The sequence below is a fragment of the Enterobacter kobei genome (assembly GCF_001729765.1).
GTDB lineage: Bacteria > Pseudomonadota > Gammaproteobacteria > Enterobacterales > Enterobacteriaceae > Enterobacter > Enterobacter kobei.
This window is the reverse complement of the sequence record NZ_CP017181.1, coordinates 3,520,971-3,542,459: the sequence shown is the minus strand read 5'-3', so window position 1 is coordinate 3,542,459 and position 21,489 is coordinate 3,520,971. Positions and strand designations below refer to the sequence as shown.

Genomic DNA, 21,489 nt, shown 5'->3' with positions numbered 1-21,489 from the left:
GAAATCCCCGGCTTTTTCTTACTCTTCAGTTTTCGTATCCTGCGCGGCAGCGCTTGGCTTACGACGCTTACCAATGTTTTTGGTATCGCGGTGGCGTTGCTTAACGCGCGGCTTCTCTTTTTCTTTCTCTTTTCTCTCAGCGCGTTTTGCGAGTGCTTTCTTGGACGGTTTGCCCGTCATTTTTTCACTCGGCGCGCGGGTAGTTGGGCGCAGGCCGTCAATGACGCGAGATTTCAGCGGCTCATCAACATAGCGACCAATTTTTTGCAGCAGCAGGTGATCGTGCGCTTCAACCAGTGAAATCGCAGTACCTTTACGTCCGGCGCGACCGGTACGGCCAATGCGGTGCAGATAGGTATCACCACTGCGCGGCATATCGAAGTTGATCACGTGGCTCACGTCCGGAATGTCGATCCCGCGTGCGGCAACGTCTGTCGCCACCAGCACGTTCACGCGGCCATCGGTCAGGCGTTTGATGCCTTCGGTACGCTTAACCTGCGCCATCTCACCTTCGAGGTAGCAGTTATTAATGCCCGCATTACGCAGCATTTCTGCCAGCTCGTGCACGCGCTCGCGTTTACGCACAAAGACGATGGTACGCAGAGCATCTTCCTGCTTCAGCAGGTGCTTCAGTAATTCGACCTTGTGCTCAAGGTTGTCCGCACGGTAATACCACTGGTGGATCTTCTTGCGCTCACGCGTAGAGGGCGTCGCAGAGACTTCAACCGGATCTTCCAGCAGACGCTCGGCGAAATCTTTAATCGCGTCCCCTTCAAGGGTGGCAGAGAACAGCATCGTCTGGTTACGCCAGCGCGTCTCGCCCGCAATATGTTCGATATCCTGTGCGAAGCCCATGTCCAGCATACGGTCGGCTTCATCCAGAATCAGCGTTTCTACCGCGCGGCAGTCGAAGTTCTCTTCTTTAATGTACTGCAGCAAACGGCCCGTCGTCGCAACAACGATATCCTGGTTTTCGCTGAACACTTCGGCGTGGTTCATATACGCCACGCCGCCGGTAATAGTGGCGATATCCAGATGGGTGTTAGCCGCCAGCTCACGCGCGTGATCGGCAACCTGCATGGCCAGCTCGCGCGTAGGCGTCAGGATCAAAATACGCGGTGGGCCTGATTTTTTTCGTGGAAAGTCGAGCAGGTGCTGCAACACAGGCAGCAAATAGGCTGCTGTCTTCCCCGTGCCGGTTGGCGCAGAACCGAGCACATCGCGGCCCTCAAGCGCAGGCGGAATGGCCGCTGCCTGAATGGCGGTCGGGCGTGTAAAGCCTTTGCTCTCAAGTGCATTGAGCAGGCTTTCATCGAGTTCAAGTTCGGAAAAAGTCGTTACAGTCATGTTCTACCTCTGTGTGGGGCGCTGATTATAGACGTTACGGCTGTAATCTTCATCTGTTTGTATGGATATCGCTTTGCGGTGCCTTCGCTTTCCCCTATGCTACTCCAGTTTCACTTAGAAGGTTGCCCTGACATGTCTCAACTCAAAGCGCAGTTGCGCCGCGATGGTTTTACGTTTAAACAATTTTTTGTCGCCCACGATCGCTGTGCCATGAAAGTCGGCACCGACGGTATTTTACTGGGAGCATGGGCCCCTGTCGCAGGTGTTAAACGTATTCTTGATATCGGTACCGGCAGCGGGCTGGTGGCGTTGATGCTGGCCCAGCGTACGGAAGAGCATGTCACGATTGATGCCGTTGAGCTCGATGCGCAGGCTGCAGGGCAGGCGAGTGAAAATGCGGCCGAATCCCCCTGGGCAGACCGGATTCGCGTTCAATGTGCGGATGTGCTGGTCTGGGCGCCTGAACAAACTGCGCGTTACGATCTTATCGTCAGCAACCCTCCTTACTACGCGCCCGGTGTCGAGTGTGGTACCCCTGAACGTGAACAGGCGCGTTATACCGGTTCACTCGATCATAAAGCACTGCTTACCAGCGCGGCTGAACTCATCTCTGAAGAGGGATTTTTTTGCGTAGTGTTGCCAGAAAGCACGGGTAATACATTTATTGGTCTGGCGCAGGAGATTGGCTGGACATTACGTTTGCGAACTGACATTTCTGATACGGAAGGACGACTGCCGCACCGCGTGCTGCTGGCGCTCTCGCCAAAAGAAGGTGAATGCTTTAATGACCGTATGGTGATTCGAGGGCCAGACCAGCATTATTCCGAAGATTACACTGCTCTGACCCAGGCATTTTATCTGTTTATGTGAACCTGCGGAGCCAGTATCGACGGGCCGGATTCAGCAAGCTGATCCGGGTAGTCCAGGGTGTAGTGCAAGCCGCGGCTCTCTTTACGCATCATGGCACAGCGAACAATCAGCTCGGCAACCTGCACCAGATTGCGCAGCTCCAGCAGATTATTGGATACGCGGAAATTGGCATAATATTCATCAATTTCCTGCTGCAGCATAGTAATGCGGCGCAACGCACGTTCCAGACGTTTTGTGGTGCGCACAATCCCTACGTAGTCCCACATAAACAGCCGTAGTTCATGCCAGTTGTGCTGGATCACGACCAGCTCGTCCGGGTTATCCACGCGGCTTTCATCCCAGGCAGGTAAGTGCTCAGTCTCGCGGGCGTAAGGCATGCGTTTCGTGATGTCTTCCGCCGCTGACCAGCCGTACACCAGACACTCAAGCAGCGAGTTCGACGCCATACGGTTCGCGCCGTGAAGGCCGGTATAACTCACCTCGCCGATAGCATACAGACCTTCTACGTCGGTGCGCCCGTGATCGTCAACCATCACGCCCCCGCAGGTATAGTGGGCCGCAGGCACAATGGGCACCGGATCGCGGGTCAAATCAATCCCCAGGTTCAGCAGCTTTTCGTAAATCATCGGGAAATGCTGGCGAATGAATGCGGCTGGCTTATGGCTGATATCGAGATACATGCAGTCCACGCCCAGACGTTTCATTTCATGGTCGATGGCGCGGGCAACGATATCGCGAGGGGCCAGCTCGCCACGCGCGTCAAAGTCCGGCATAAAGCGGGTACCGTCAGGGCGTTTCAGATAAGCGCCTTCACCGCGCAGAGCTTCCGTCAGCAGGAAGTTGCGCGCCTGAGGGTGGAACAGGGCTGTTGGGTGAAACTGATTAAATTCGAGATTCGCCACGCGGCAGCCTGCGCGCCAGGCCATGGCGATACCGTCTCCGGAAGCGATGTCCGGGTTAGTGGTGTACTGATACACCTTTGAGGCGCCGCCCGTCGCCAGTACAACGGCCTTCGCCTGACAGGTTTCAACCTTCTCTTTATTACGGTTCCAGACCCATGCACCCACCACGCGACGCGGACCAGGCAGGCCAATCTTGTCGGAAATAATCAGGTCAACGGCATTACTGCGCTCAAGAACCCGAATATTAGGATGGTTAAGCGCTTTACCCACCAGCGTGGTCTCCACCTCTTTACCGGTGGCATCCGCTGCGTGCAGGATGCGGCGGTGGCTATGGCCGCCTTCGCGCGTCAGGTGGTAGCTCTCTTCACCGTTAGGCTGAATCTGGGTATCAAATAATACGCCCTGATCGATGAGCCACTGAACGCAATGGCGGGCATTGCTGGCAACGAACTCTGCGGCGTGCGCATCCACGATCCCGGCGCCGGCAATCAACGTATCTTCTACGTGCGACGCTATGCTGTCGGTCTCGTCAAACACGGCGGCAATACCGCCCTGGGCATAAAATGTGGAACCTTCACTTATCGGTCCTTTACTCAGAACGATAACGTTTTGATGTTCGGCAAGGCGCAGCGCCAGAGAGAGACCGGCAGCGCCGCTACCGATGATCAGGACATCACAATGGAGTTCAGATGTTGTGTTCATGATTGTTGTTTAATTTACTAAACAGTGTTGGGTCAGAATAGCACCTGAGCGCGATTTATCGCACGTTTTTTTTAGAGGTTGTTGCAATGGCTAAACGCGTAAGGCGGAGTAAATAGCGGGTAAAGGAATGAAATTATTTTGCGAAGCAGATCGTTAGCGTCAGATTTTGTGATGAAATAAAGACTGGGTTGCGTTACTCTTCTCGCGGGAAAAAGATGTTTCTTGTCAGAAAGTGGTGCGTATCGTGAACAGACTTATAATGAGAGAAAATGAACAGTCTGCGGCGCGATGAACAAAAACAAAGGCGTTACGGAACTTATTGACGATCGGACACTCTAACTCGGTGCTTGCTCAAAGTGCGGTGTTTTTAGAGTGGCGTTTCGATAACGCGTGGAATTTAGGTTTGGGGAGACATTACCTCGGATGAGCGAGCAGTTAACGGACCAGGTCCTGGTTGAACGGGTCCAGAAGGGAGATCAGAAAGCCTTTAACTTACTGGTGGTGCGCTACCAGCATAAGGTGGCGAGTCTGGTTTCCCGCTATGTACCGTCAGGTGATGTGCCTGATGTGGTGCAAGAGTCTTTTATTAAGGCCTATCGCGCGCTGGATTCTTTCCGGGGAGATAGTGCTTTTTATACCTGGCTGTACCGTATTGCTGTCAATACGGCAAAGAATTATCTGGTTGCTCAGGGTCGTCGTCCGCCGTCCAGTGATGTAGACGCTATCGACGCCGAAAACTTCGAAAGTGGCGGTGCGCTGAAAGAAATTTCGAACCCTGAGAACTTAATGTTGTCAGAAGAACTGAGACAAATTGTTTTTCGCACGATCGAGTCGCTCCCGGAAGATTTACGCATGGCAATTACGTTACGGGAGCTTGATGGTCTGAGCTATGAAGAGATAGCCGCTATCATGGATTGTCCGGTCGGTACGGTGCGTTCACGAATCTTCCGTGCGCGAGAAGCTATTGATAATAAAGTTCAACCGCTTATCAGGCGTTGACGATAGCGGGATACTGGAAAAGGTATTAGGCATGCAGAAAGAAAAACTTTCCGCTTTAATGGATGGTGAGACGCTGGATAGTGAGCTGCTCAACGAGCTGTCTCATTCTCCCGAAATGCAAGAGACCTGGGAGAGTTACCATCTCATCCGTGACACGCTGCGCGGCGATACCGGCGAGGTTCTCCATTTCGATATCTCTGCCCGCGTGATGGCGGCCATTGAGAATGAGCCTGTTCATCAGACCACTCCGCTGATTCCTGAAGCTCAACCTGCACCTCACCAGTGGCAGAAAATGCCGTTCTGGCAAAAGGTGCGTCCGTGGGCCAGCCAGCTCACCCAAATGGGGGTTGCTGCATGCGTATCGCTTGCAGTTATCGTTGGCGTCCAGCACTATAATACTCAGTCTGAAACTAATCAGCAGCCAGAAGCGCCAGTGTTTAACACACTGCCGATGATGGGCAAAGCGAGCCCGGTTAGCCTGGGCGTACCGGCTGATGCTTCCGCCAGCGGCGGTCAGCAACAGCAGGTGCAGGAGCAGCGCCGTCGCATTAATGCGATGTTGCAGGATTACGAGTTGCAGCGTCGTCTGCACTCTGAACAGCTTCAGTTTGAGCAGGCCCAAACCCAGCAAGCTGCTGTGCAGGTGCCCGGAAACCAAACTTTAGGAACGCAATCGCAGTAATGAAGCAACTTTGGTTCGCCATGTCTCTGATGGCGGGTAGCCTGTTCTTCTCTGCCAACGCCTCGGCTGATGTTTCATCCGGGGCGTTGTTGCAGCAAATGAATCTGGCCAGCCAGTCACTCAATTACGAGTTGGCATTTATCAGCATTAATAAGCAGGGCGTCGAGTCGTTACGCTATCGTCATGCCCGTCTTGATAATCAGCCACTCGCCCAGCTTTTACAGATGGATGGTCCGCGTCGGGAAGTTGTCCAGCGAGGCAACGAAATCAGCTATTTCGAGCCCGGCCTGGAGCCTTTCACGCTCAATGGCGACTATATCGTTGATTCTCTGCCGTCACTCATCTATACCGACTTCAAGCGGCTGGCCCCTTACTACGATTTTATTTCGGTAGGGCGTACGCGCATCGCAGACAGACTGTGTGAAGTGATCCGCGTGGTTGCTCGCGATGGCACGCGCTACAGCTATATCGTCTGGATTGATGCGGAAACCAAGCTGCCGATGCGTGTGGACCTGCTTGACCGCGACGGTGAAACGCTTGAACAGTTCCGCGTGATCTCCTTCAGCGTGAACAATCAGGTTGGCAACAGCATGCAGAATCTGGCCAAAGCCAGCCTGCCGCCGCTGCTTTCTGTTCCGGCAGGGGATTCCGTTAACTTCAACTGGGTTCCTTCCTGGATCCCGCAAGGCTTTAGCGAAGTGTCCAGCAGCCGTCGTCAGTTGCCAACTATTGACACGCCCGTTGAGTCGCGCCTCTATTCCGACGGTTTGTTCAGTTTCTCGGTGAATATCAACCGCGCAACGGCAAACAGCTCTGAGCAAATGCTTCGTACCGGACGTCGCACGGTCAGCACCACGGTACGTGATAACGCAGAGATCACGATTGTGGGTGAATTACCTCCGCAGACGGCGAAGCGCATTTCAGACAGCATTAAATTCAGGGCCGCGCAATGATTAAAGAGTGGGCAACCGTCGTCTCGTGGCAAAATGGCGTTGCGCGAGTCAGTTGCGATGTCAAAGCCTCATGCAATAGCTGCGCATCCCGTGCCGGGTGCGGCAGCCGCGTGCTGAATAAGCTCGGGCCGCAAACGTCGCATACTATCTCTGTGCCAAGTGAACAGCCGCTGGTGACGGGGCAGAAGGTTGAACTAGGGATTGCGGAAGGCAGTCTGCTCGGTTCCGCGATGCTGGTCTATCTCTCTCCGTTGGTCGGGTTATTTATCATGGGCGGCCTTTTCCAGACCCTGTTTGGTTCCGATGTGGCCGCCATGTGCGGTGCCGCGTTGGGGGGCATCGGGGGATTCTGGCTTGCTAAGGGTCTCTCACCGAAGCTTGCCGCGCGCGAAGAGTGGCAGCCTGTCATTCTCAGCGTTGGGTTGGCACCAGACCAGCTTCGTGTCGAGACGCTCTCTTCTGAGGCCTGATGATCCATCGGGCTTTATCAATTTTTACGCCCTAATACAGAAAACGCCCTTTCTTCACGCTATACCTGTCTCTAAGTGCATTTCCAGGTAGCGAGGATGTAGTGTAGAATGCTGCGTTTTCGCACTGAAAAACGTCAGGCTAAGAACAGCGGCCTCCAGGAATTCGTAAGGCATAATTATTTAACTATATGAAGAACATACGTAACTTTTCGATCATTGCTCACATCGATAATTGATACCCCGCCAGCCTCCGCAAACCTCCGACAAAAACGCCTCAAGATCCCCATCAAATCAGCCTTTCCAAAAATTATACTGTTTGCATGTACAGTCAACCTACGACATCATAAGTCATGGTTTTTGTGTCCACCAGTGCGTCCATATTCTATGATGGACACATAACCTCCCGTTCTGATGGACACACGCAGGGACAAATCATGGCTATTTCAGATAGTTATCTAAAGTCGTGCCTTGGGCGCGAACGAGACAAAGTTGAAGAAAAGGCAGACCGTGATGGTCTGTGGGTACGCATCTCCAAATAGGGGGCCGTTACTTTTTTCTACCGATTCCGCTTCCTGGGCAAACAGGACAAGATGACGATCGGCAGCTATCCGGAGTTCGGATTAAAAGCCGCGCGCGATGAAGTCGCAAAGTGGGCAGCTATTCTTGCCCGTGGCGAAAACCCTCGGATCAGGCAAAGCCTCGATAAAGCCAAGATTAACAGCCAGTACACCTTCGAAGAGCTGTTCCGTGAATGGCACTCAATGGTCTGCATTCAGAAAGAATCAGCCGGGCAGGTCCTCCGCTCGTTTGAACTGCACGTTTTCCCCAAGCTCGGGAAATACCCTGCGCATCAGCTCACGCTACACAACTGGCTCACTGTCCTGGACAGATTGGCCCAGGGTTACAGCGAGATCACCCGGCGCGTGATCAGCAACGGCCGACAGTGTTATTCCTGGGCAGTGAAACGGCAACTGCTGGAAGTTAACCCGCTGTCAGAAATGTCTGGGCGTGATTTCGGCATCCAGAAACAAATGGGTGAGCGAACCCTGGACCGTAAAGAACTGGCGATTGTCTGGCGAGCCATTGAGGATTCCCGCCTCATTGAGCGAAACAAGATCCTCTATAAATTGTCTCTGATATGGGCGTGCAGGGTTGGCGAACTCCGGCAGGCTGAAGTCGCACACTTTGATTTTGAAGAAGGGATCTGGACTGTTCCATGGGAAAACCACAAGACAGGGCGGAAGACAAAGAAACCGATAATTCGACCTATCATCCCGGAAATGCTCCCGCTGATAAAACGGGCCATTGAGCTGGCGCCAGGACGCTTTGTTTTTTCAAAATATGAAGACAAGCCGATGAGTGAAGGCTTCCATATGAGCATCAGCAGTAACCTGGTTAAGTTCATGCTCAAGGCCTATAACGAGCAGGTCCCACACTTTACTATTCATGATCTGCGCAGGACTGCGCGAACGAATTTCTCAGAGCTAACCGAGCCGCATATCGCCGAAATAATGCTTGGCCACAAACTGCCTGGTGTGTGGTCAGTGTACGACAAGCACACCTATGTTGAGGAAATGAGAGTGGCATATGGTAAGTGGTGGGCCCGACTTATGAGCATCGTCGAGCCCGACATTCTGGAGTTCACGCCGCGTCAGGTCGGGTGAGACGGCCTTTATCATCACGGGTTAGGTTCAGGTGAGACATCGGCTTACGGGTTGATCGTGACATCTCTTTAATCTGCCAGGCGGTGACTTTGGTTCTGAGCCATTTATTGGGTCCACCCATGTAAGCGCAATCTGGCTCAGGGAAAGGGTTCTCGTTTGGGGCTCTTTTCCTGTAGCGTTCGAGCGTACGTGAGGAAATACACAGCTGCCCGCAGATGTCTTTAGTGCTCATCAGCTCAAATTTATTCGTTGCTTTGCTCATCTTCGTTCTCCAAGGGCCCCAACCGGGGCCGTTTGATAATTCTTTATCAGGACGCCTGGCCGGGAAGGGCACGCAAGCGGCGCATGCCTGTCATTGCCGTGGCCACATAGCTCGCCTTGCGGTTCACCACCTCCACCCAGACCTTCACGCCTTCAACCTTCACCGTATACGTCTCTTTCATCTTGCTGCGCCCATAGTCGCCGTATCTTTGCTGGTGGGCTGCCAGCGCGATGTCGCATGCCTGACGCGCTAACGGGGATTGCTGGTTACCTCGGTTAATCAGTCGCATGGCCATCTCCTTCGATACGCTTAAACTTGATCACATAGACCCATGGGTTAGCGCGCCAGCTGTCAGAACCGTAGATAGACCGCCATAACGCTGCGTAAGCCTCTTTAACGTCACGTGCCGAGGAGCCAGAAATTCCCTCCGAACGTGCGTCTTCCTCACTGATATCGTTCAGCTGCTCGACCCGTACATCGGTGATCTCCAGCAGAATACGGCTGGCCCAGCGCGGCATGTGGATGCTGGGTGTCCAGCGGACATCCTCTGCCGGCGGCACGTTCTCGTAATGAGTTGGAACATGCGCAGGGTAATTCGCGCGATAAAGTTTCAGATCCGGCGCGCTTGCTCCAGCCTCTGCCCACGTCTCCCGCACCCAGATGCGATCACCGACGACACCGAACGGGCAATGGATTGCGATATCTTCAATTTTCGGCAACAACAGTCCGTTAAGAGGCCTGCTTAACCACATACCGGATAAACTTCCGCTTAATGTTCCCTCTGGCTGCGGCTTGATGATCCGCCGCGTCTGCGTCTTCCGTCCATCGAGGATCGCCCGCACCATCTCACCGTTAAAAATCATTCCGCGTTCGATAATTTTCGTCATATCGTTACCGGGAGGGCGAACCCTCCCGCCTCCCTTAGGCCACATATTCCGGTTTCATATCATCGAGGGTGATGCGGTACTTATCGTGCAATTCATCACCCAAGTGCCGTTTAGCCGCCAAGAGCATCTTTTCAACTTCCTCGAAGCGTTCTCCCGCACCTTCCACTCCCGGTTTTGGAAGTGCTTTGATAGCTGTATCAACTTTGTTTTTCGCATTCACAAAGTGGTACCGGCGCGTAGCTTTGTTTTTCAGTTCGGTGTGCAATGCTGCACCCAGTACGGATTTAGAAGCATTGATGTCGTTTCCGACGGTAGTGGCATCGTCCAGAGTTTCAGCAGAATCAATCCGTTTACGGTATTCATCAGCCAAAGTGTCGATATTTACTGAGGACTGCTGCGCGTTCTGTGTGGTAGATAAGTTGTCATCAGTAATTTCAGTCAAACTTATGTGCTGCACAGGGGCAGGGTTTACCTCCCGTTCTTCACGCCGATCACCCAGCTCGTCCGGGGTATAAACGCCCAGAATCACATCCGGGCAGAACAGGCGGGCCCAGCGCTTCACTGCGAGATATGCAAGCTGCTGGCGCGGGTCGTCAGCCCAGAGCGTTGAGTTACGGGTGCGAGCCTGAGCCAGCAGTAAATCGAGTTCTCTCGGCTGATCTTCACCCTTCAGGGTTGCGCGGATAATAATGCCGATCCCGGCTTCGTCAGCCAGGGTCCAGCCAGGGACCCGGTACTCGCCTTTTTCGCCTTTACGAATATGGAATTTTCCAACAACTTTTTCCCATGGCCCGTACCACTCATATTCAAAGCGGCTGGCAAGCACGCCGCTACGCGAAATGACGGCATTGACCAACTGCGCTTCGTACCCGAGCACACCATTAATCAGGTGCGTCTTCTGTGCTACAGCAAAGGGATTCATCTGCCATTGTGCTGCCTGCATCGCTACGGCCATGCAATCGGCCTGATTGCCCTGAAGATGCTTAGGAACTGTCGCGGTGCCCTGAGCCATAATCTGCGCAAAAGTGCTGATGGCGTTAAGGTATTGAGAATCGAACAGTGCCACGTTGGAATTAATAACGGTGTTCTGATCAGCAACGGTAACGTTGGTATTTTGCATATATCCCCCTTATGCCTGAGTACGCAGCGCTTCGAGGCGGCGCAGGTCGAAGTCGTTCAGTTCGTCGGTGTAGTCGGCAGTGATTGGTGCTGGCCATTCACCTGTGTCGAATCCGGTTGCGATAGCGCGCATCGCTTTGCGGTACTCGAGCATGCCCAGCTCCAGCAGTTCAGCGGATGCCTCGATGATGGCGATCCAGTGGTAGTTCTCGTCTTTGTTGACGAAAATCCAGAAGAACTGGTCCAGCGCCGCGGTTTCGCAGTACATGGCTGCGCTCAGGTGATAGTCGCGGTCAATGATTTCCCGGTGCAGTCTGGCGCGCAGGCTTTCCTGCTTTACGTTCCACATGCTGATAGTTTTCAGGTCTGCGCCGATACGCACACCGTCCAGGTCGATCTCGAGGTCCGGGCGCACACGAACTTCCAGGCCCGTCTCCTCGTCAAAGCCGAAGTAACTCACCTCGACGGCACGGCTCGGGTGGGTCAGCAGCATGCTGGCGGTCGGGTGAGCCAGAAGCGCTTTTTGAATATTCAGTGCGGTGCCCAGCTGCTGGCGGGTAACCAGCACTTTCCCCTCCGGGTTATCGCGCCAGGCATCCAGCAGCTCGTCGGCAAACACGGCATCTGGTTTGACTGTCTTCACGGCCTGAATCAGATCGGCCTTAGTGCCAGATACTTTCAGCGGCTGTGGCTTCTGCGCTTCCTGCGCCACCATGTCAGGGTTGATGATCGCTAACTGCTCGAGCAGCGCGTCACGGCTGCCGCTAGTTTTAACCGGCGTCGGCAGGGTGGCGTTGTACTCTTTGATGCAGGCTTTCATTGCCGTTGCCGTCTGCTTCTGGTCTGCATCGATACGCTGGAAGTTAGCTGGCAGCGTCATATAGTTCTGCGCTGTTTCTTCCAGGCTAGCGCCCAGCGGCACCTGAGCGGGCAGCGTGGCGTTATGCTCTTCAAGAAATCTTTTGATATCGTCTGCGCTCAGCAGTACAGGCAGGCCGTTGTTGTACTCATCGATAAAGGTGCGCAGTGTCGCCGTGGTGGTGAATGCGCCTTCTGGGATACCGGGGATCAGTGCTGGTGGACTACCGCATCCTTCGTAATTTTGTTCGAATCTATCATTCAGCAGGAGCCGCATAATGAACCTCGAATCAATCGCTAAATATTTCGCGCCAAAATCACCGATGTTCAGTGACTCCTCGAGGGCGACTGCCACCGACAATCTGACCGGAACTGATGTTATGACCGCGCTTGGACTGGTTAACGCCAAGTGTGGGTTTGGATTCGATTTATACCTTGCAAAAATTGGTATCAGCAGCCCTGACCGGGCAATGGAGGCGCTTTATGGAGCATCGTTGGTCCTATGCCGACGCTTTAAATCAGTTACAGAACTCGATGAAAAAGTCCGGCAGCGCGTTCTCGAAATTATGTGTGCTTTTGCATACCAGGATTACGCCCGTAGTGCGGCAAGCGTTCGCAGATGTGACTGCTGCGATGGTAGCGGTTTTACCGAAGTCGAGGTATTCACCAACAAAATCCAATACCCTGACGGCAAGCCGCCAAAATGGGCAAAAGTTACAAAGGGTGTTTACCCCTCATACTGGGAGGAGTGGAAATCAGTTCGGGAGAGCGCGCGCGTTCTGTGCAAAGCGTGTAACGGCAAAGGCGTTATCAGCAATGCGTGTCGCTGCCACGGGAAAGGGAGGGTGCTGGATAAGAAAAAGACAGAGGAACAGGGCGTGCCGGTCATGAAGGTGTGTGACCGTTGCACGGGGAGAGGTTACGCCCGGCTAAAATTTTCCAATGTGCTGTAGGGCGTCCGCACCGTATGGGATGTAAAAAAAACCACCGCTTACGGTCAGCTGCAACCGCTGTTTGAATTGCTGGTGGAAGAATGCCACAGGCAAGAAGGTTATGCAGACAGCGCCTTAAAGTCAGTTACGATGTAGGCTGATTTTCTATAAAGCTCAATTGTCAGAGAAAAAAGGTGTTGAGGTCTGCGGAATTTTCGGCTAGCATCAACTCTAACGCTGGGAATCCGTTCATTCGTTCCGACCAGCAAGAAATCCTTAAAGCCCTGCGGTTAATACCGCGGGGTTTTTTCGTTTTAAACACAACGGAAAGCCTGCTTTCATGCCCTGCTTAGGCGTGACACTAAGCATTCGGGAGAGCTGGCTTCCCGTTATGAGCAAAAGGTCATTTCTGATGGCCTTTGACAGAGTGTATTTTTTCATCAGTGCTATAGTTTTTATGGCATTTGATAATGCTCTCGATACTGATAACACTGGGTGGGGGATACACCCGCTTCGCAGAGACAACTGCATGACCCATGACCAGCAACCCAATGCTGGTCTTTTTTTTCCGCCATTAGCTCAACTGGAAAGAGCATGGAGCTTCTATCTCCGTGGTTCGGGGTTCGAATCCTCGATGGCGTACAATTAAGCACAACAACATTAGTTTACTGAAGGCTACCATCCAGCGGCCTTTTATATACTCTTGACTATGCAAGCATAAAATAGTGAAAAATGCTTGCATATGTCAGACGATAAGAAAGATCCAAAGGGTAAAGCTAAGGGCGGGATTGCTAGGGCGAAGTCTCTTACTAAAGAGCAGCGTTCTGACATTGCCAAAAAAGCAGCGGCAGCAAGATGGAAAGACAAGCCGTTGAAAGCAACCCACAAGGGAAGCTTTATGGAAGAGTTTGGCATTGATACTGAGTGTTATGTTTTAGACAATGAATCTAAAACGGCTGTGGTAACTAAAACCGGGCTGGCAAAACTCATTGGTCTTGGGGAGCGAGTAAAAGATATCGACCGAGTTCTTAACGCTCAATATATGCAAGATTACGTAGACGCAGTTTTGCTTGAGAAAATGGAAAATCCTTATATTTTTCAATGGGAGAACGATGGCGCAGTACTCGGTTCTTTTACTGGCGGACATGGATATGATATTTCAGTAGTAATTGATATTTGCAAAGCCCTTACGGCAGCTAAAGATAGTGGCGATCTTCCAGCATCTAGACTAAATGCAGCTATGCAAGCTCAAGACTTAGTTAACTCGGCGGCAAAGGTTGGTATTACTAACGTTGCTTACGCTGTAGCTGGATTCAAACCTGAAGTACAGCAAGTAATTGATCTCTTCAAAGCATTTGTTAGGGAAGAAGCTAGGCAGTATGAGAAAGAGTTTCCCAACGAACTTTATGAGGCTTGGTACAAAATTTATCAATTAAACAAGCCAGGACGAGGGCGTCCATTCTTATTCAAAAAATTGACTATTGAGCAAATTTACAAGCCCTTGGCCAAAAGCGAAGGTAAGATTCTTGACCTTGCTAAAAGTAGCAAAGATGAATTCGGAAAACCCGGAGACAAGATCCACCAGTTCCTATCTGAGGTTGGCGTCAAGGCGCTCAAGCAGCAGATTGGTAAGGTTTTAGCGGTAACGACTCTATTTGATGAGAAAGACGCTTACGAATCTGCATTGGAAAAAGTAAACAAGTGATCATCAACGCGGCCACCGCGCCGGGTTTTTATTGTCTAAAGTATTTCCCAAGACTGCCGATAATCTTCGTTCTGAAATTGAAAAAAATAAATATCTGCATTCGTTGCCCGCTCCCGTGCGGGCTTTTTTTATTCCCCTCATTACTGAGAGGATACACAGCTATATGAGGGGAGACCTATGTCCGATCCATTTTCCGGCACAGGGCTGGCCGGTTTAGCTTTGACTGGAGCAAGTGTTTACGGTCTATTGACCGGAACTGATTACGGTGTTGTTTTTGGAGCATTTGCAGGCGCAGTATTCTACATAGCGACAGCAGCTGACCTGAGTGTGTTACGTCGCCTGGCCTACTTCTTCGTGTCGTATATCGTCGGCATTCTTTGTTCGGGGTTGTTGGGGTCAAAACTCACATCCTGGACGGGGTACACCGAGAAGCCTCTGGATGCTATTGGTGCCGTAATAGCTTCTGCGTTAGCCGTTCAAATCCTTACGTTCCTGAACAAGCAGGACATCGGCTCGCTGGTGGCGCTGATAACGCGCCGGGGAGGTTCAGGTGGTACTAAATGACCCAACAGCAACTATCAACGCGCTGCTCTGCGCCGGAGTTGTAATTACTCTGATGTTTTACCGCCGTGGTGATTCGCGGCATCGGCCATGGATTTCGCGTTTAGCCTGGCTGATTACCGTCACTTACAGCGCTGTACCGCTGGCGTACCTGTGTGGGATTTACCCGCATTCATCATGGGCCATCATTGCGGCCAATATCATATTCCTTTCCGTGCTGGTGGCCGTCAAAGGCAACGTTGCACGTCTGGTTGATCATCTGAGGCACTAATGAACCAATCACAATTTCAGAAGGCGGCTGGTATCAGCGCCGGATTAGCTGCGCGCTGGTTTCCGCATATCGACGCCGCCATGAAGGAATACGGCATCACCGCACCGCTTGATCAGGCCATGTTTATTGCCCAGATGGGGCATGAAAGCACCAGATTTACCCGACTGGTGGAGAACCTGAATTACGCGGTTGAAAACCTGGTACCGACGTTCGGCAGCCACCGCATCACTCAACAGCAATCCGCCGCACTTGGCAGAACGGCAACGCAACCGGCAAACCAGAAAGCGATCGCCAATCTGGTATACGGTGGTGAGTGGGGAAAAGAACACCTTGGCAATCAGGTCGCTGGTGATGGCTGGAAATATCGCGGTCGTGGGCTGAAACAGATTACCGGCCTGAGCAACTATCGCAGTTGTGGCCAGGCGTTGAAACTGGACCTTGTTACTCATCCGGAGCTGCTTGAAAAGGATGAATACGCCGCGCGCTCTGCCGCATGGTTCTATGCCTCCCGCGGTTGCCTTCTTCATTCCGGCGACGTTGAGCGCGTGACACTGTTAATCAATGGCGGCCGCAACGGGCTGGATAAACGCCGTGCGCTGTTGAACCTGGCGAAATCCGTTCTGGTATGAGGTGAATGTGGGGATCGAAACGATAATTGGGCTGGTCGCATTGGTTATTTCCGCTATCGCCGGCGCTTTTGGCCTGGGCCATATTCGCGGCACCAGCAAAGCTGAAGTGAAAGCCGACCAGCAGCGCACCGAAGATAACGCAGCGGCAACGGTCGCAGCAGCCGAACGCCGGGTAGAAGCAACGAAAGAGGCCAGCAATGTACAGCAGACTGTTAACCATATGTCTGACGACGATGTTGATCGCGAGCTGCGGGACAACTGGACCCGTAAGGGTTGAGGTAGCCGATACGTCTTGCGACTGGGTTAAACCCATCTACTGCACAGCGCACGACTGGGATGTACTGGACAGGCAGACGAAGCGCGACATCCTGGCGCATAACAAAGCGTGGCAGGCGAACTGCAAGTAGGCCTTAATTGAAAGATAACTAAATAAATTTTCCAAATGGTCGTTATATAGAGAGTGTGTTTAATTAAGGGGGCAAACAATGCCTTTTCTCATGGTGTTCTTTGTTGTCATTATGGTGTTACTCCTCTGGAAGGCAGGAATACCCCAGGCTATCATTATGTTAATCATACCCATCATGTTTAGTACTTTGGGAGGTATGGTTGCCGCCGTGGGAGTAAGCGCGTTCGCTACACCTATTGTTGGAGTGCCTGTTGGAATCGTTGTATTTTTAATGTTGATGGGTAAGTTTTATCCAGGAGGTAACCTAAATCCAATACTGAGGACAGGCATGTCACATGAATAGCTATGGCTTTCTTATGCGCATTCTTCATCTATTACAAAGCTCATCTGCTGGTTGCTAATGATGATAAAATGCAGAGTCCCATGGATTTGGGGGTAGGAAAAGCCTGGATATGATGCTAGAAATCATAACATTAAAAAGACCGTGAGATGCAGTATGAAAATCTTAGGATTGGATGAGTACAGAACCCTTCGTGAGGGAGGGACAATGAAGTATTTTGAACTGGAACGCATGCCTAACAGCACTTGGGTTGCCATTTTCGAAAGTTTGTTTGCCGAAAAGGATGAAAAGGCGTGGGTAGAGGGTTACTGCATTGTGACGAACTGCTCAAACAGTGAAGTATCCACCCGGTTCATATACTTGAAAGAAAAGTGCGAAGAAGCGAACTCTATATACAGGGTTAAGCATTCTGCACTATAACTAATTAAATAAAGTTAAACTCCTGGTGATTTGTTTGCTGCCATTTTCACTTCTTTCAGAATTGAATTCAGGTGTATGAGTTAAAAAAGACTTTTGGGCTATTAAAGGTAACGTAAATCACAGGCAAAAGATTCGTCAATGTGATTGAGTGTTCATGGGACTAACAATCTTCTCTTGTAAGGAATTATGTGTAGAAGGAGATTTTATGGCACAGTTATTGATTTTTGCTGATGATGAGCCTGCTAAGTTGCTGAAAATTCGAAGTTATCGGAGCAAGATTCTTTATCTGTATGCTAATAATGAGGTGAGGTGTTTGGATGTGGTGATTTTTTTTTCAACTTTTCTGAAAGGCGAAAGTGGTGCCATATTGGTGGCAGCCGATAGATACGTGAGCAGGAAAGAAATTATCGAGGCTTATGATGCTCTGATTGGTTGAAAGCAGCGAGACTGGCGCGTAGCAGTAGGATGGGTCATGCTTGGTTCTATACGTCAGTAGAGTGATACAGGAGTTCATATCGGCCAGACGAAGCGTGATGCTACTTTAATCCAGCGGGTGAGCGCTTAATATTGTTTGTCCCAACGGTTCGAACCCATTTCTGATTACCACATTCAAGCCACTGGCACTCGCTGGTGGCTTTTTTTATTGGAGTGAATAATGGCAAAATCGGACTGGGGAGAGCTTCAGCAACGGTTCCTGTCCGAACATGCCGCAACCGGCGTATCACCAAAGGAATGGTGTGAAGCGCAGGGACTGAACTACGCTACCGCCCGTCGATATATCAAAAAAACTTCTGCGCAAACTGCGCACAAATCTGCGCAGAAAAAAGTGCGCATTGCGCAGAAAGAACAAAGCGCAAATGAGCTGATGGATGATGATGGACTTACTGCTCAGCAACGCTTATTTGTTGCGGAATACCTAAAGGATGGTAACGCCACACAAGCAGCTATCAGGGCGGGTTACAGCAAAAAATCCGCTGAACAAATTGGTTATCAACTCCTTCAGAAAACTTCAGTTGCCCACGCTGCAACGGCGATGGTATCGGCCAGCCTTACTTCGCTGATACACGTAAACTCTCGCCAGTCTCGCGACTCGCTTACTCCGGCGTAAAGGTCGGAAAGAACGGCGTCGAGATAACCGCTATCAGCCGTGAGCGTATGTTCGAAGCCGTAATGAAACGGCTTGGCCTGGCGGATAGCGAGTTCGCTCAGCGTCTCCAGCAGATCGAAATCGACCGCCGGCAGCTGGAGGTTGAGAAACTCCGCAAAGAGCTGGCCGGTGATGGTGATGGTGACGAACCGACCCCAGTTCAGATCAATATCAACGTAGTGGACGCGAGGGCGGAAGATGGGGATCAGCCCGACACTTAACATTCCTCAGGCGCGTTTCCTCGCGATGCAGCACAAATTCAAAGCCTACGTTGCCGGGTTCGGTTCCGGTAAGACGTGGGTGGGTTGTGGCGGCATCTGTAAGGGGATGTGGGAGCACCCTAAAATCAACCAGGGTTATTTCGCGCCGACGTACCCGCAGATCCGTGACATCTTCTACCCATACCAGCTGGAGATAGGCCCCGAAGTCGACTTAGCCATGTCTATGAGCAAACGGTAAGTTCCTGGCTCTGTCAGGCTGTCGAAGTTTGTTCCATCTGGGGCAACAGCCGTGTCTGTTTTAAAGGCTCTGGCATCACCAGTAGGCAATCCAAACGCTCCTACCTGTAAGACGTTTCCCGAATTCATCCCGACGTCCCTCGTCGCGGATGTTCCCAAACCGACGTTTTATAGATTGCCCTGCGGCAGCCATGCCGATAACTTCACCTGATTTTTGTGCAGAAAATATTGGGTGAAAAACATGCAAATTGGCTACGTAAGGGTGTCAACAAATGACCAAAATACGGATCTCCAGCGACAAGCTCTCGAACGCGCAGGATGTGAACAGGTTTTTGAGGAAAAAATGAGCGGGACGGTAGCGAACCGGCCAGCGCTTAAAAGGCTTCTTCGAACGCTGAGTGAGGGCGATACGCTGGTAGTGTGGAAGCTGGATCGCCTCGGGCGAAGCATGCGGAATCTGGTACTGCTGGTGGACGAACTCCGGCAGCGCGGCATCCACTTCAAAAGCCTTACGGACAGCATCGACACTTCCAGCCCAATGGGGCGTTTCATATTCCACATCATGTCAGCCCTGGCCGAGATGGAGAGGGAGTTAATCGTGGAACGCACCCGGGCAGGACTGGCGGCAGCCCGGGAGAAAGGGCGCATAGGCGGCAGAAGGCCGAAGTTAACCCCTGAGCAATGGGCGCAGGCTGGCAGGCTGATCGCAAACGGAATGGACAGAAAGCAGGTGGCGATTATTTACGACGTTGCGGTGTGCACCTTGTATAAAAAATTTCCGGCGCGGTAGGGGTAGAGGAAAAAAATATTGAACATTTAATCCAATTTTCGTAATAAAGTATTGAAATAATGTAATAAAGTTGTTGAAATTTTGGTAAACGGTTGGGTTGAGCATTGGGGGTATTCATGGCAAAAACAGATTCTATTACACCTGAAGAGTTTAGGGCTATTCACTTTGAATTGTCTAAAATCTCATCAACATGGGCAGACTTATGGTTAACATTGTTTTCTCTCCGTGCTGAAGGCAGCAGGGTGATTACTATTAGATATTCCGATATCGAAGATGACATGCTGCACTTGGCTGGAACTCCAAAATTTGAGCCACGAACAATTAGATTAAATTTATTGCTTTCTAAGTTAATTGCGTACAGAAAGGATTGCAATCCTTCTGATATTTATGTTTTCCAGAGTAGATCAAATCGAGTTAAAGGGTTAGCTAGGCCTGTGACTGTAATAGCAATGAATAATGCCTTAAAACAAGCATCCAAATATGTAACAAGGAAAAACATCACCATGAAAAGTGCTTTAAGGGTAATCGGAAGGAACTAGTTGGACGAGGGTTCATACACTAAATACCCACCTGTTTATGGAAAGTTAGGACGATGGTCAATGATCACGTCCTTTATCAAGTCATTATTCTCCCTGATGATTTTCGATTTACTACTCGATTGGATGTAAGATATGTACATGCATGAATCTTAGGAGGGATTTCGAGTAAGTAAAATGAGATCCTGATCAGAATAAATCAAACCTAGCATTGAGTAGAGTAAATAATAAAGCAGCGCATGCAAGATTTAATAGTATAACAAAACGGGCAGAAACATTCACTGAACAAATCTCCTGATCATGTATTAGACAGAGAATGACTGTAATGTAAAACCATCGGTAATGACTCCAACTTACTGATAGTGTTTTATGTTCAGATAATGCCCGATGACCTTGTCATGCAGCTCCACCGATTTTGAGAACGACAGTGACTTCCGTCCCAGCCTTGCCAGATGTTGTCTCAGATTCAGGTTATGCCGCTCAATTCGCTGAGTGTAACGCTTGCTGATTACGTGCAGCTTTCCCTTCAGGCGGGATTCATACAGCGGCCAGCCATCCGTCATCCATACCACGACCTCAAAGGCCGACAGCAGGCTCAGAAGACGCTCCAGTGTGGCCAGAGTGCGTTCACCGAAGACGTGCGCCACAACCGTCCTCCGTATCCTGTCATACGCGTAAAACAGCCAGCGCTGACGTGATTTAGCACCGACGTAGCCCCACTGTTCGTCCATTTCAGCGCAGACAATCACATCACTGCCCGGCTGTATGCGCGAGGTTACCGACTGCGGCCTGAGTTTTTTAAGTGACGTAAAATCGTGTTGAGGCCAACGCCCATAATGCGGGCGGTTGCCCGGCATCCAACACCATTCATGGCCATATCAATGATTTTCTGGTGTGTACCGGGCTGAGAGGCGGTGTAAGTGAACTGTAGCTGCCATGTTTTACGGCAGTGAGAGCAGAGATAGCGCTGATGTCCGGCAGTACTTTTACCGTTACGCACCACGCCTTCAGTAGCTGAGCAGGAGGGACAACTGATGGAGATGGAAGCCACGGGAGCACCTCAAAAACACCATCGTACACTAAATCAGTAAGTTGGCACCATTACCTAAAAAAAGCTGAGTAAAACACGCAATATCCTTAATAGAACGAGTAAAGTAAACTGCCGCCCGTCTTATGCAAAACGGGCGGCGAATGGCCGGTGATGGGGCGATGTAAGAGTTGCAGAGCGAGCTTCGAAACTGATAAAGGCTTTGCGGTAATCGAACCTGTAATGAAGAAGACGCCAGGCGATGTGTTGTTGATTCTGTGCGACTGCCACACACAGTTTGCCAATCTGATGGGGCTGTCACTCATGACAGATGATGGCGAAGCGATCGAAGGTGCTGCTCTGGAAGGGGGGAGGTGCTTGGTAGAGTGACGTTCTTCATCAACCGCGCGCTGGGTGATGATGACTGCCCAACAATTTAATTTACATTGCTTAACTGTAGGCACTCGTTTTCACTCAATGAACAGGAGATCGTATGCTGACGATTTGGGCGCTACAGTGTAATATGCATGCCAGTCGTTGATGGGGTAGTTA

Annotated in this window: 21 protein-coding genes, 1 tRNA gene and 6 pseudogenes; 20 read left to right on the top strand and 8 right to left on the bottom strand. The window is 51.2% G+C overall.

Annotated elements, in window-relative coordinates; translation table 11 throughout:
• Window positions 1-18: 18 nt before the first annotated feature.
• Window positions 19-1,347: an ATP-dependent RNA helicase SrmB gene (srmB, locus tag BFV64_RS16980; protein ID WP_014884852.1), complete on the bottom strand. Its 1,329-nt coding sequence runs from the start codon at window positions 1,345-1,347 to the stop codon at window positions 19-21.
• A gap of 132 nt (window positions 1,348-1,479) precedes the next feature.
• On the opposite strand from srmB, the gene trmN reads away from it, so the two are divergent.
• Complete coding sequence (gene trmN, locus BFV64_RS16975; protein ID WP_045135187.1) at window positions 1,480-2,217, top strand: tRNA(1)(Val) (adenine(37)-N(6))-methyltransferase TrmN; 738 nt, start codon at window positions 1,480-1,482, stop codon at window positions 2,215-2,217.
• Here the strand turns inward: trmN and nadB are convergent.
• Window positions 2,202-3,821: an L-aspartate oxidase gene (gene nadB, locus BFV64_RS16970; RefSeq protein WP_023331098.1), complete on the bottom strand. Its 1,620-nt coding sequence runs from the start codon at window positions 3,819-3,821 to the stop codon at window positions 2,202-2,204. The two genes, trmN and nadB, sit on opposite strands and share 16 nt — an antisense overlap.
• A gap of 343 nt (window positions 3,822-4,164) precedes the next feature.
• Between nadB and rseD the strand changes: the two genes are divergently transcribed.
• The 6 genes and pseudogenes from rseD (at window position 4,165) to BFV64_RS16945 (ending at window position 8,589) form a co-directional block, all read left to right on the top strand.
• Window positions 4,165-4,248, top strand: coding sequence for a rpoE leader peptide RseD (gene rseD, locus BFV64_RS26165; RefSeq protein WP_223605340.1), 84 nt, complete (start codon window positions 4,165-4,167; stop codon window positions 4,246-4,248).
• Window positions 4,245-4,820, top strand: coding sequence for an RNA polymerase sigma factor RpoE (rpoE, locus tag BFV64_RS16965; protein WP_006176728.1), 576 nt, complete (start codon window positions 4,245-4,247; stop codon window positions 4,818-4,820). Before rseD ends, rpoE begins: the two co-directional genes overlap by 4 nt.
• A gap of 31 nt (window positions 4,821-4,851) precedes the next feature.
• Window positions 4,852-5,502: an anti-sigma-E factor RseA gene (gene rseA / locus BFV64_RS16960; protein ID WP_014832926.1), complete on the top strand. Its 651-nt coding sequence runs from the start codon at window positions 4,852-4,854 to the stop codon at window positions 5,500-5,502.
• A complete protein-coding gene (gene rseB / locus BFV64_RS16955; protein ID WP_023331097.1) occupies window positions 5,502-6,455 on the top strand; it encodes a sigma-E factor regulatory protein RseB in 954 nt (317 codons plus the stop codon). Before rseA ends, rseB begins: the two co-directional genes overlap by 1 nt.
• The gene (gene rseC / locus BFV64_RS16950; protein ID WP_045135186.1) at window positions 6,452-6,925 is read left to right on the top strand and encodes a SoxR-reducing system protein RseC; all 474 of its coding nucleotides are present in this window, start codon (window positions 6,452-6,454) and stop codon (window positions 6,923-6,925) included. The genes rseB and rseC overlap by 4 nt, the downstream gene beginning before the upstream one ends.
• 434 nt (window positions 6,926-7,359) lie before the next feature.
• Window positions 7,360-8,589: pseudogene (locus BFV64_RS16945) on the top strand (tyrosine-type recombinase/integrase).
• Here BFV64_RS16945 and xis read toward each other — a convergent pair.
• The 5 genes and pseudogenes from xis to BFV64_RS16920 form a co-directional block, all read right to left on the bottom strand.
• A complete protein-coding gene (gene xis / locus BFV64_RS16940; protein ID WP_229692509.1) occupies window positions 8,567-8,821 on the bottom strand; it encodes an excisionase Xis in 255 nt (84 codons plus the stop codon). The pseudogene BFV64_RS16945 and the gene xis overlap by 23 nt on opposite strands.
• A 76-nt stretch (window positions 8,822-8,897) precedes the next feature.
• The gene (locus BFV64_RS16935; RefSeq protein ID WP_017692869.1) at window positions 8,898-9,140 is read right to left on the bottom strand and encodes a DUF4060 family protein; all 243 of its coding nucleotides are present in this window, start codon (window positions 9,138-9,140) and stop codon (window positions 8,898-8,900) included.
• Window positions 9,127-9,738 carry an ASCH domain-containing protein gene (locus tag BFV64_RS16930; RefSeq protein ID WP_032635810.1) on the bottom strand — a complete coding sequence of 204 codons (612 nt, stop codon included), beginning with the start codon at window positions 9,736-9,738 and terminating at the stop codon, window positions 9,127-9,129. Before BFV64_RS16930 ends, BFV64_RS16935 begins: the two co-directional genes overlap by 14 nt.
• A 34-nt stretch (window positions 9,739-9,772) precedes the next feature.
• A complete protein-coding gene (locus BFV64_RS16925; RefSeq protein ID WP_032635812.1) occupies window positions 9,773-10,858 on the bottom strand; it encodes a RecT family recombinase in 1,086 nt (361 codons plus the stop codon).
• Window positions 10,859-10,867: 9 nt separating this feature from the next.
• Window positions 10,868-11,923: pseudogene (locus BFV64_RS16920) on the bottom strand (exodeoxyribonuclease); the annotation flags it as partial.
• Here BFV64_RS16920 and BFV64_RS25515 point away from each other — a divergent pair.
• The 13 genes and pseudogenes from BFV64_RS25515 to BFV64_RS25505 form a co-directional block, all read left to right on the top strand.
• Window positions 11,902-11,994, top strand: a pseudogene (locus tag BFV64_RS25515) (YlcG family protein); the annotation flags it as partial. The pseudogenes BFV64_RS16920 and BFV64_RS25515 sit on opposite strands and share 22 nt — an antisense overlap.
• Window positions 11,994-12,803 (top strand): annotated as a pseudogene (locus BFV64_RS16915) (antitermination protein Q). The pseudogenes BFV64_RS25515 and BFV64_RS16915, both read left to right, overlap by 1 nt.
• 412 nt (window positions 12,804-13,215) lie before the next feature.
• Window positions 13,216-13,289: transfer RNA gene (locus BFV64_RS16910), tRNA-Arg, on the top strand.
• Between the two features lie 100 nt (window positions 13,290-13,389).
• A complete protein-coding gene (locus BFV64_RS16905) occupies window positions 13,390-14,352 on the top strand; it encodes a P63C domain-containing protein (protein ID WP_015570937.1) in 963 nt (320 codons plus the stop codon).
• A gap of 177 nt (window positions 14,353-14,529) precedes the next feature.
• A complete protein-coding gene (locus BFV64_RS16900; RefSeq protein ID WP_015570936.1) occupies window positions 14,530-14,916 on the top strand; it encodes a phage holin family protein in 387 nt (128 codons plus the stop codon).
• Window positions 14,903-15,184, top strand: coding sequence for a phage holin family protein (locus tag BFV64_RS16895; protein ID WP_045892218.1), 282 nt, complete (start codon window positions 14,903-14,905; stop codon window positions 15,182-15,184). Before BFV64_RS16900 ends, BFV64_RS16895 begins: the two co-directional genes overlap by 14 nt.
• Window positions 15,184-15,813 (top strand): glycoside hydrolase family 19 protein, encoded by a 630-nt coding sequence (locus tag BFV64_RS16890; protein WP_032635818.1) that lies wholly within the window; start codon window positions 15,184-15,186, stop codon window positions 15,811-15,813. Before BFV64_RS16895 ends, BFV64_RS16890 begins: the two co-directional genes overlap by 1 nt.
• Before the next feature lie 7 nt (window positions 15,814-15,820).
• Window positions 15,821-16,090 carry a hypothetical protein gene (locus BFV64_RS16885; RefSeq protein WP_032637826.1) on the top strand — a complete coding sequence of 90 codons (270 nt, stop codon included), beginning with the start codon at window positions 15,821-15,823 and terminating at the stop codon, window positions 16,088-16,090.
• 1,094 nt (window positions 16,091-17,184) lie between these two features.
• Window positions 17,185-17,415, top strand: a complete 231-nt coding sequence (locus tag BFV64_RS16870; RefSeq protein WP_017692897.1) for a hypothetical protein — start codon at window positions 17,185-17,187, stop codon at window positions 17,413-17,415.
• A gap of 219 nt (window positions 17,416-17,634) precedes the next feature.
• Window positions 17,635-18,347, top strand: a pseudogene (locus BFV64_RS16865) (terminase small subunit).
• A pseudogene (locus tag BFV64_RS16860) lies at window positions 18,325-18,579 on the top strand (terminase large subunit domain-containing protein); the annotation flags it as partial. The pseudogenes BFV64_RS16865 and BFV64_RS16860, both read left to right, overlap by 23 nt.
• 246 nt (window positions 18,580-18,825) lie before the next feature.
• Window positions 18,826-19,374, top strand: a complete 549-nt coding sequence (locus tag BFV64_RS16855) for a recombinase family protein (RefSeq protein WP_032637829.1) — start codon at window positions 18,826-18,828, stop codon at window positions 19,372-19,374.
• 116 nt (window positions 19,375-19,490) lie between these two features.
• Window positions 19,491-19,913: a hypothetical protein gene (locus BFV64_RS25505; protein ID WP_006811569.1), complete on the top strand. Its 423-nt coding sequence runs from the start codon at window positions 19,491-19,493 to the stop codon at window positions 19,911-19,913.
• 350 nt (window positions 19,914-20,263) lie between these two features.
• Here BFV64_RS25505 and BFV64_RS16850 read toward each other — a convergent pair.
• Window positions 20,264-20,961 (bottom strand): IS1 family transposase gene (locus BFV64_RS16850; protein ID WP_223216367.1). Its coding sequence is split into 2 segments (ribosomal slippage): window positions 20,264-20,712 and window positions 20,712-20,961, totalling 699 coding nucleotides; the frame shifts between segments, so codons are not numbered across the junction.
• Between the last annotated feature and the right edge of the window lie 528 nt (window positions 20,962-21,489).

Excerpts from the sequence above, each read along its gene's own strand:
- srmB (WP_014884852.1), bottom strand. The coding sequence starts at position 1,347 with ATGACTGTAACGACTTTTTCCGAACTTGAACTCGATGAAAGCCTGCTC.
- trmN (WP_045135187.1), top strand. The coding sequence starts at position 1,480 with ATGTCTCAACTCAAAGCGCAGTTGCGCCGCGATGGTTTTACGTTTAAA.
- nadB (WP_023331098.1), bottom strand. The coding sequence starts at position 3,821 with ATGAACACAACATCTGAACTCCATTGTGATGTCCTGATCATCGGTAGC.
- rpoE (WP_006176728.1), top strand. The coding sequence starts at position 4,245 with ATGAGCGAGCAGTTAACGGACCAGGTCCTGGTTGAACGGGTCCAGAAG.
- rseA (WP_014832926.1), top strand. The coding sequence starts at position 4,852 with ATGCAGAAAGAAAAACTTTCCGCTTTAATGGATGGTGAGACGCTGGAT.
- rseB (WP_023331097.1), top strand. The coding sequence starts at position 5,502 with ATGAAGCAACTTTGGTTCGCCATGTCTCTGATGGCGGGTAGCCTGTTC.
- rseC (WP_045135186.1), top strand. The coding sequence starts at position 6,452 with ATGATTAAAGAGTGGGCAACCGTCGTCTCGTGGCAAAATGGCGTTGCG.
- xis (WP_229692509.1), bottom strand. The coding sequence starts at position 8,821 with ATGAGCACTAAAGACATCTGCGGGCAGCTGTGTATTTCCTCACGTACG.
- BFV64_RS16935 (WP_017692869.1), bottom strand. The coding sequence starts at position 9,140 with ATGCGACTGATTAACCGAGGTAACCAGCAATCCCCGTTAGCGCGTCAG.
- BFV64_RS16930 (WP_032635810.1), bottom strand. The coding sequence starts at position 9,738 with ATGACGAAAATTATCGAACGCGGAATGATTTTTAACGGTGAGATGGTG.
- BFV64_RS16925 (WP_032635812.1), bottom strand. The coding sequence starts at position 10,858 with ATGCAAAATACCAACGTTACCGTTGCTGATCAGAACACCGTTATTAAT.
- BFV64_RS16905 (WP_015570937.1), top strand. The coding sequence starts at position 13,390 with ATGTCAGACGATAAGAAAGATCCAAAGGGTAAAGCTAAGGGCGGGATT.
- BFV64_RS16900 (WP_015570936.1), top strand. The coding sequence starts at position 14,530 with ATGTCCGATCCATTTTCCGGCACAGGGCTGGCCGGTTTAGCTTTGACT.
- BFV64_RS16890 (WP_032635818.1), top strand. The coding sequence starts at position 15,184 with ATGAACCAATCACAATTTCAGAAGGCGGCTGGTATCAGCGCCGGATTA.
- BFV64_RS16870 (WP_017692897.1), top strand. The coding sequence starts at position 17,185 with ATGGCACAGTTATTGATTTTTGCTGATGATGAGCCTGCTAAGTTGCTG.
- BFV64_RS16855 (WP_032637829.1), top strand. The coding sequence starts at position 18,826 with ATGCAAATTGGCTACGTAAGGGTGTCAACAAATGACCAAAATACGGAT.
- BFV64_RS25505 (WP_006811569.1), top strand. The coding sequence starts at position 19,491 with ATGGCAAAAACAGATTCTATTACACCTGAAGAGTTTAGGGCTATTCAC.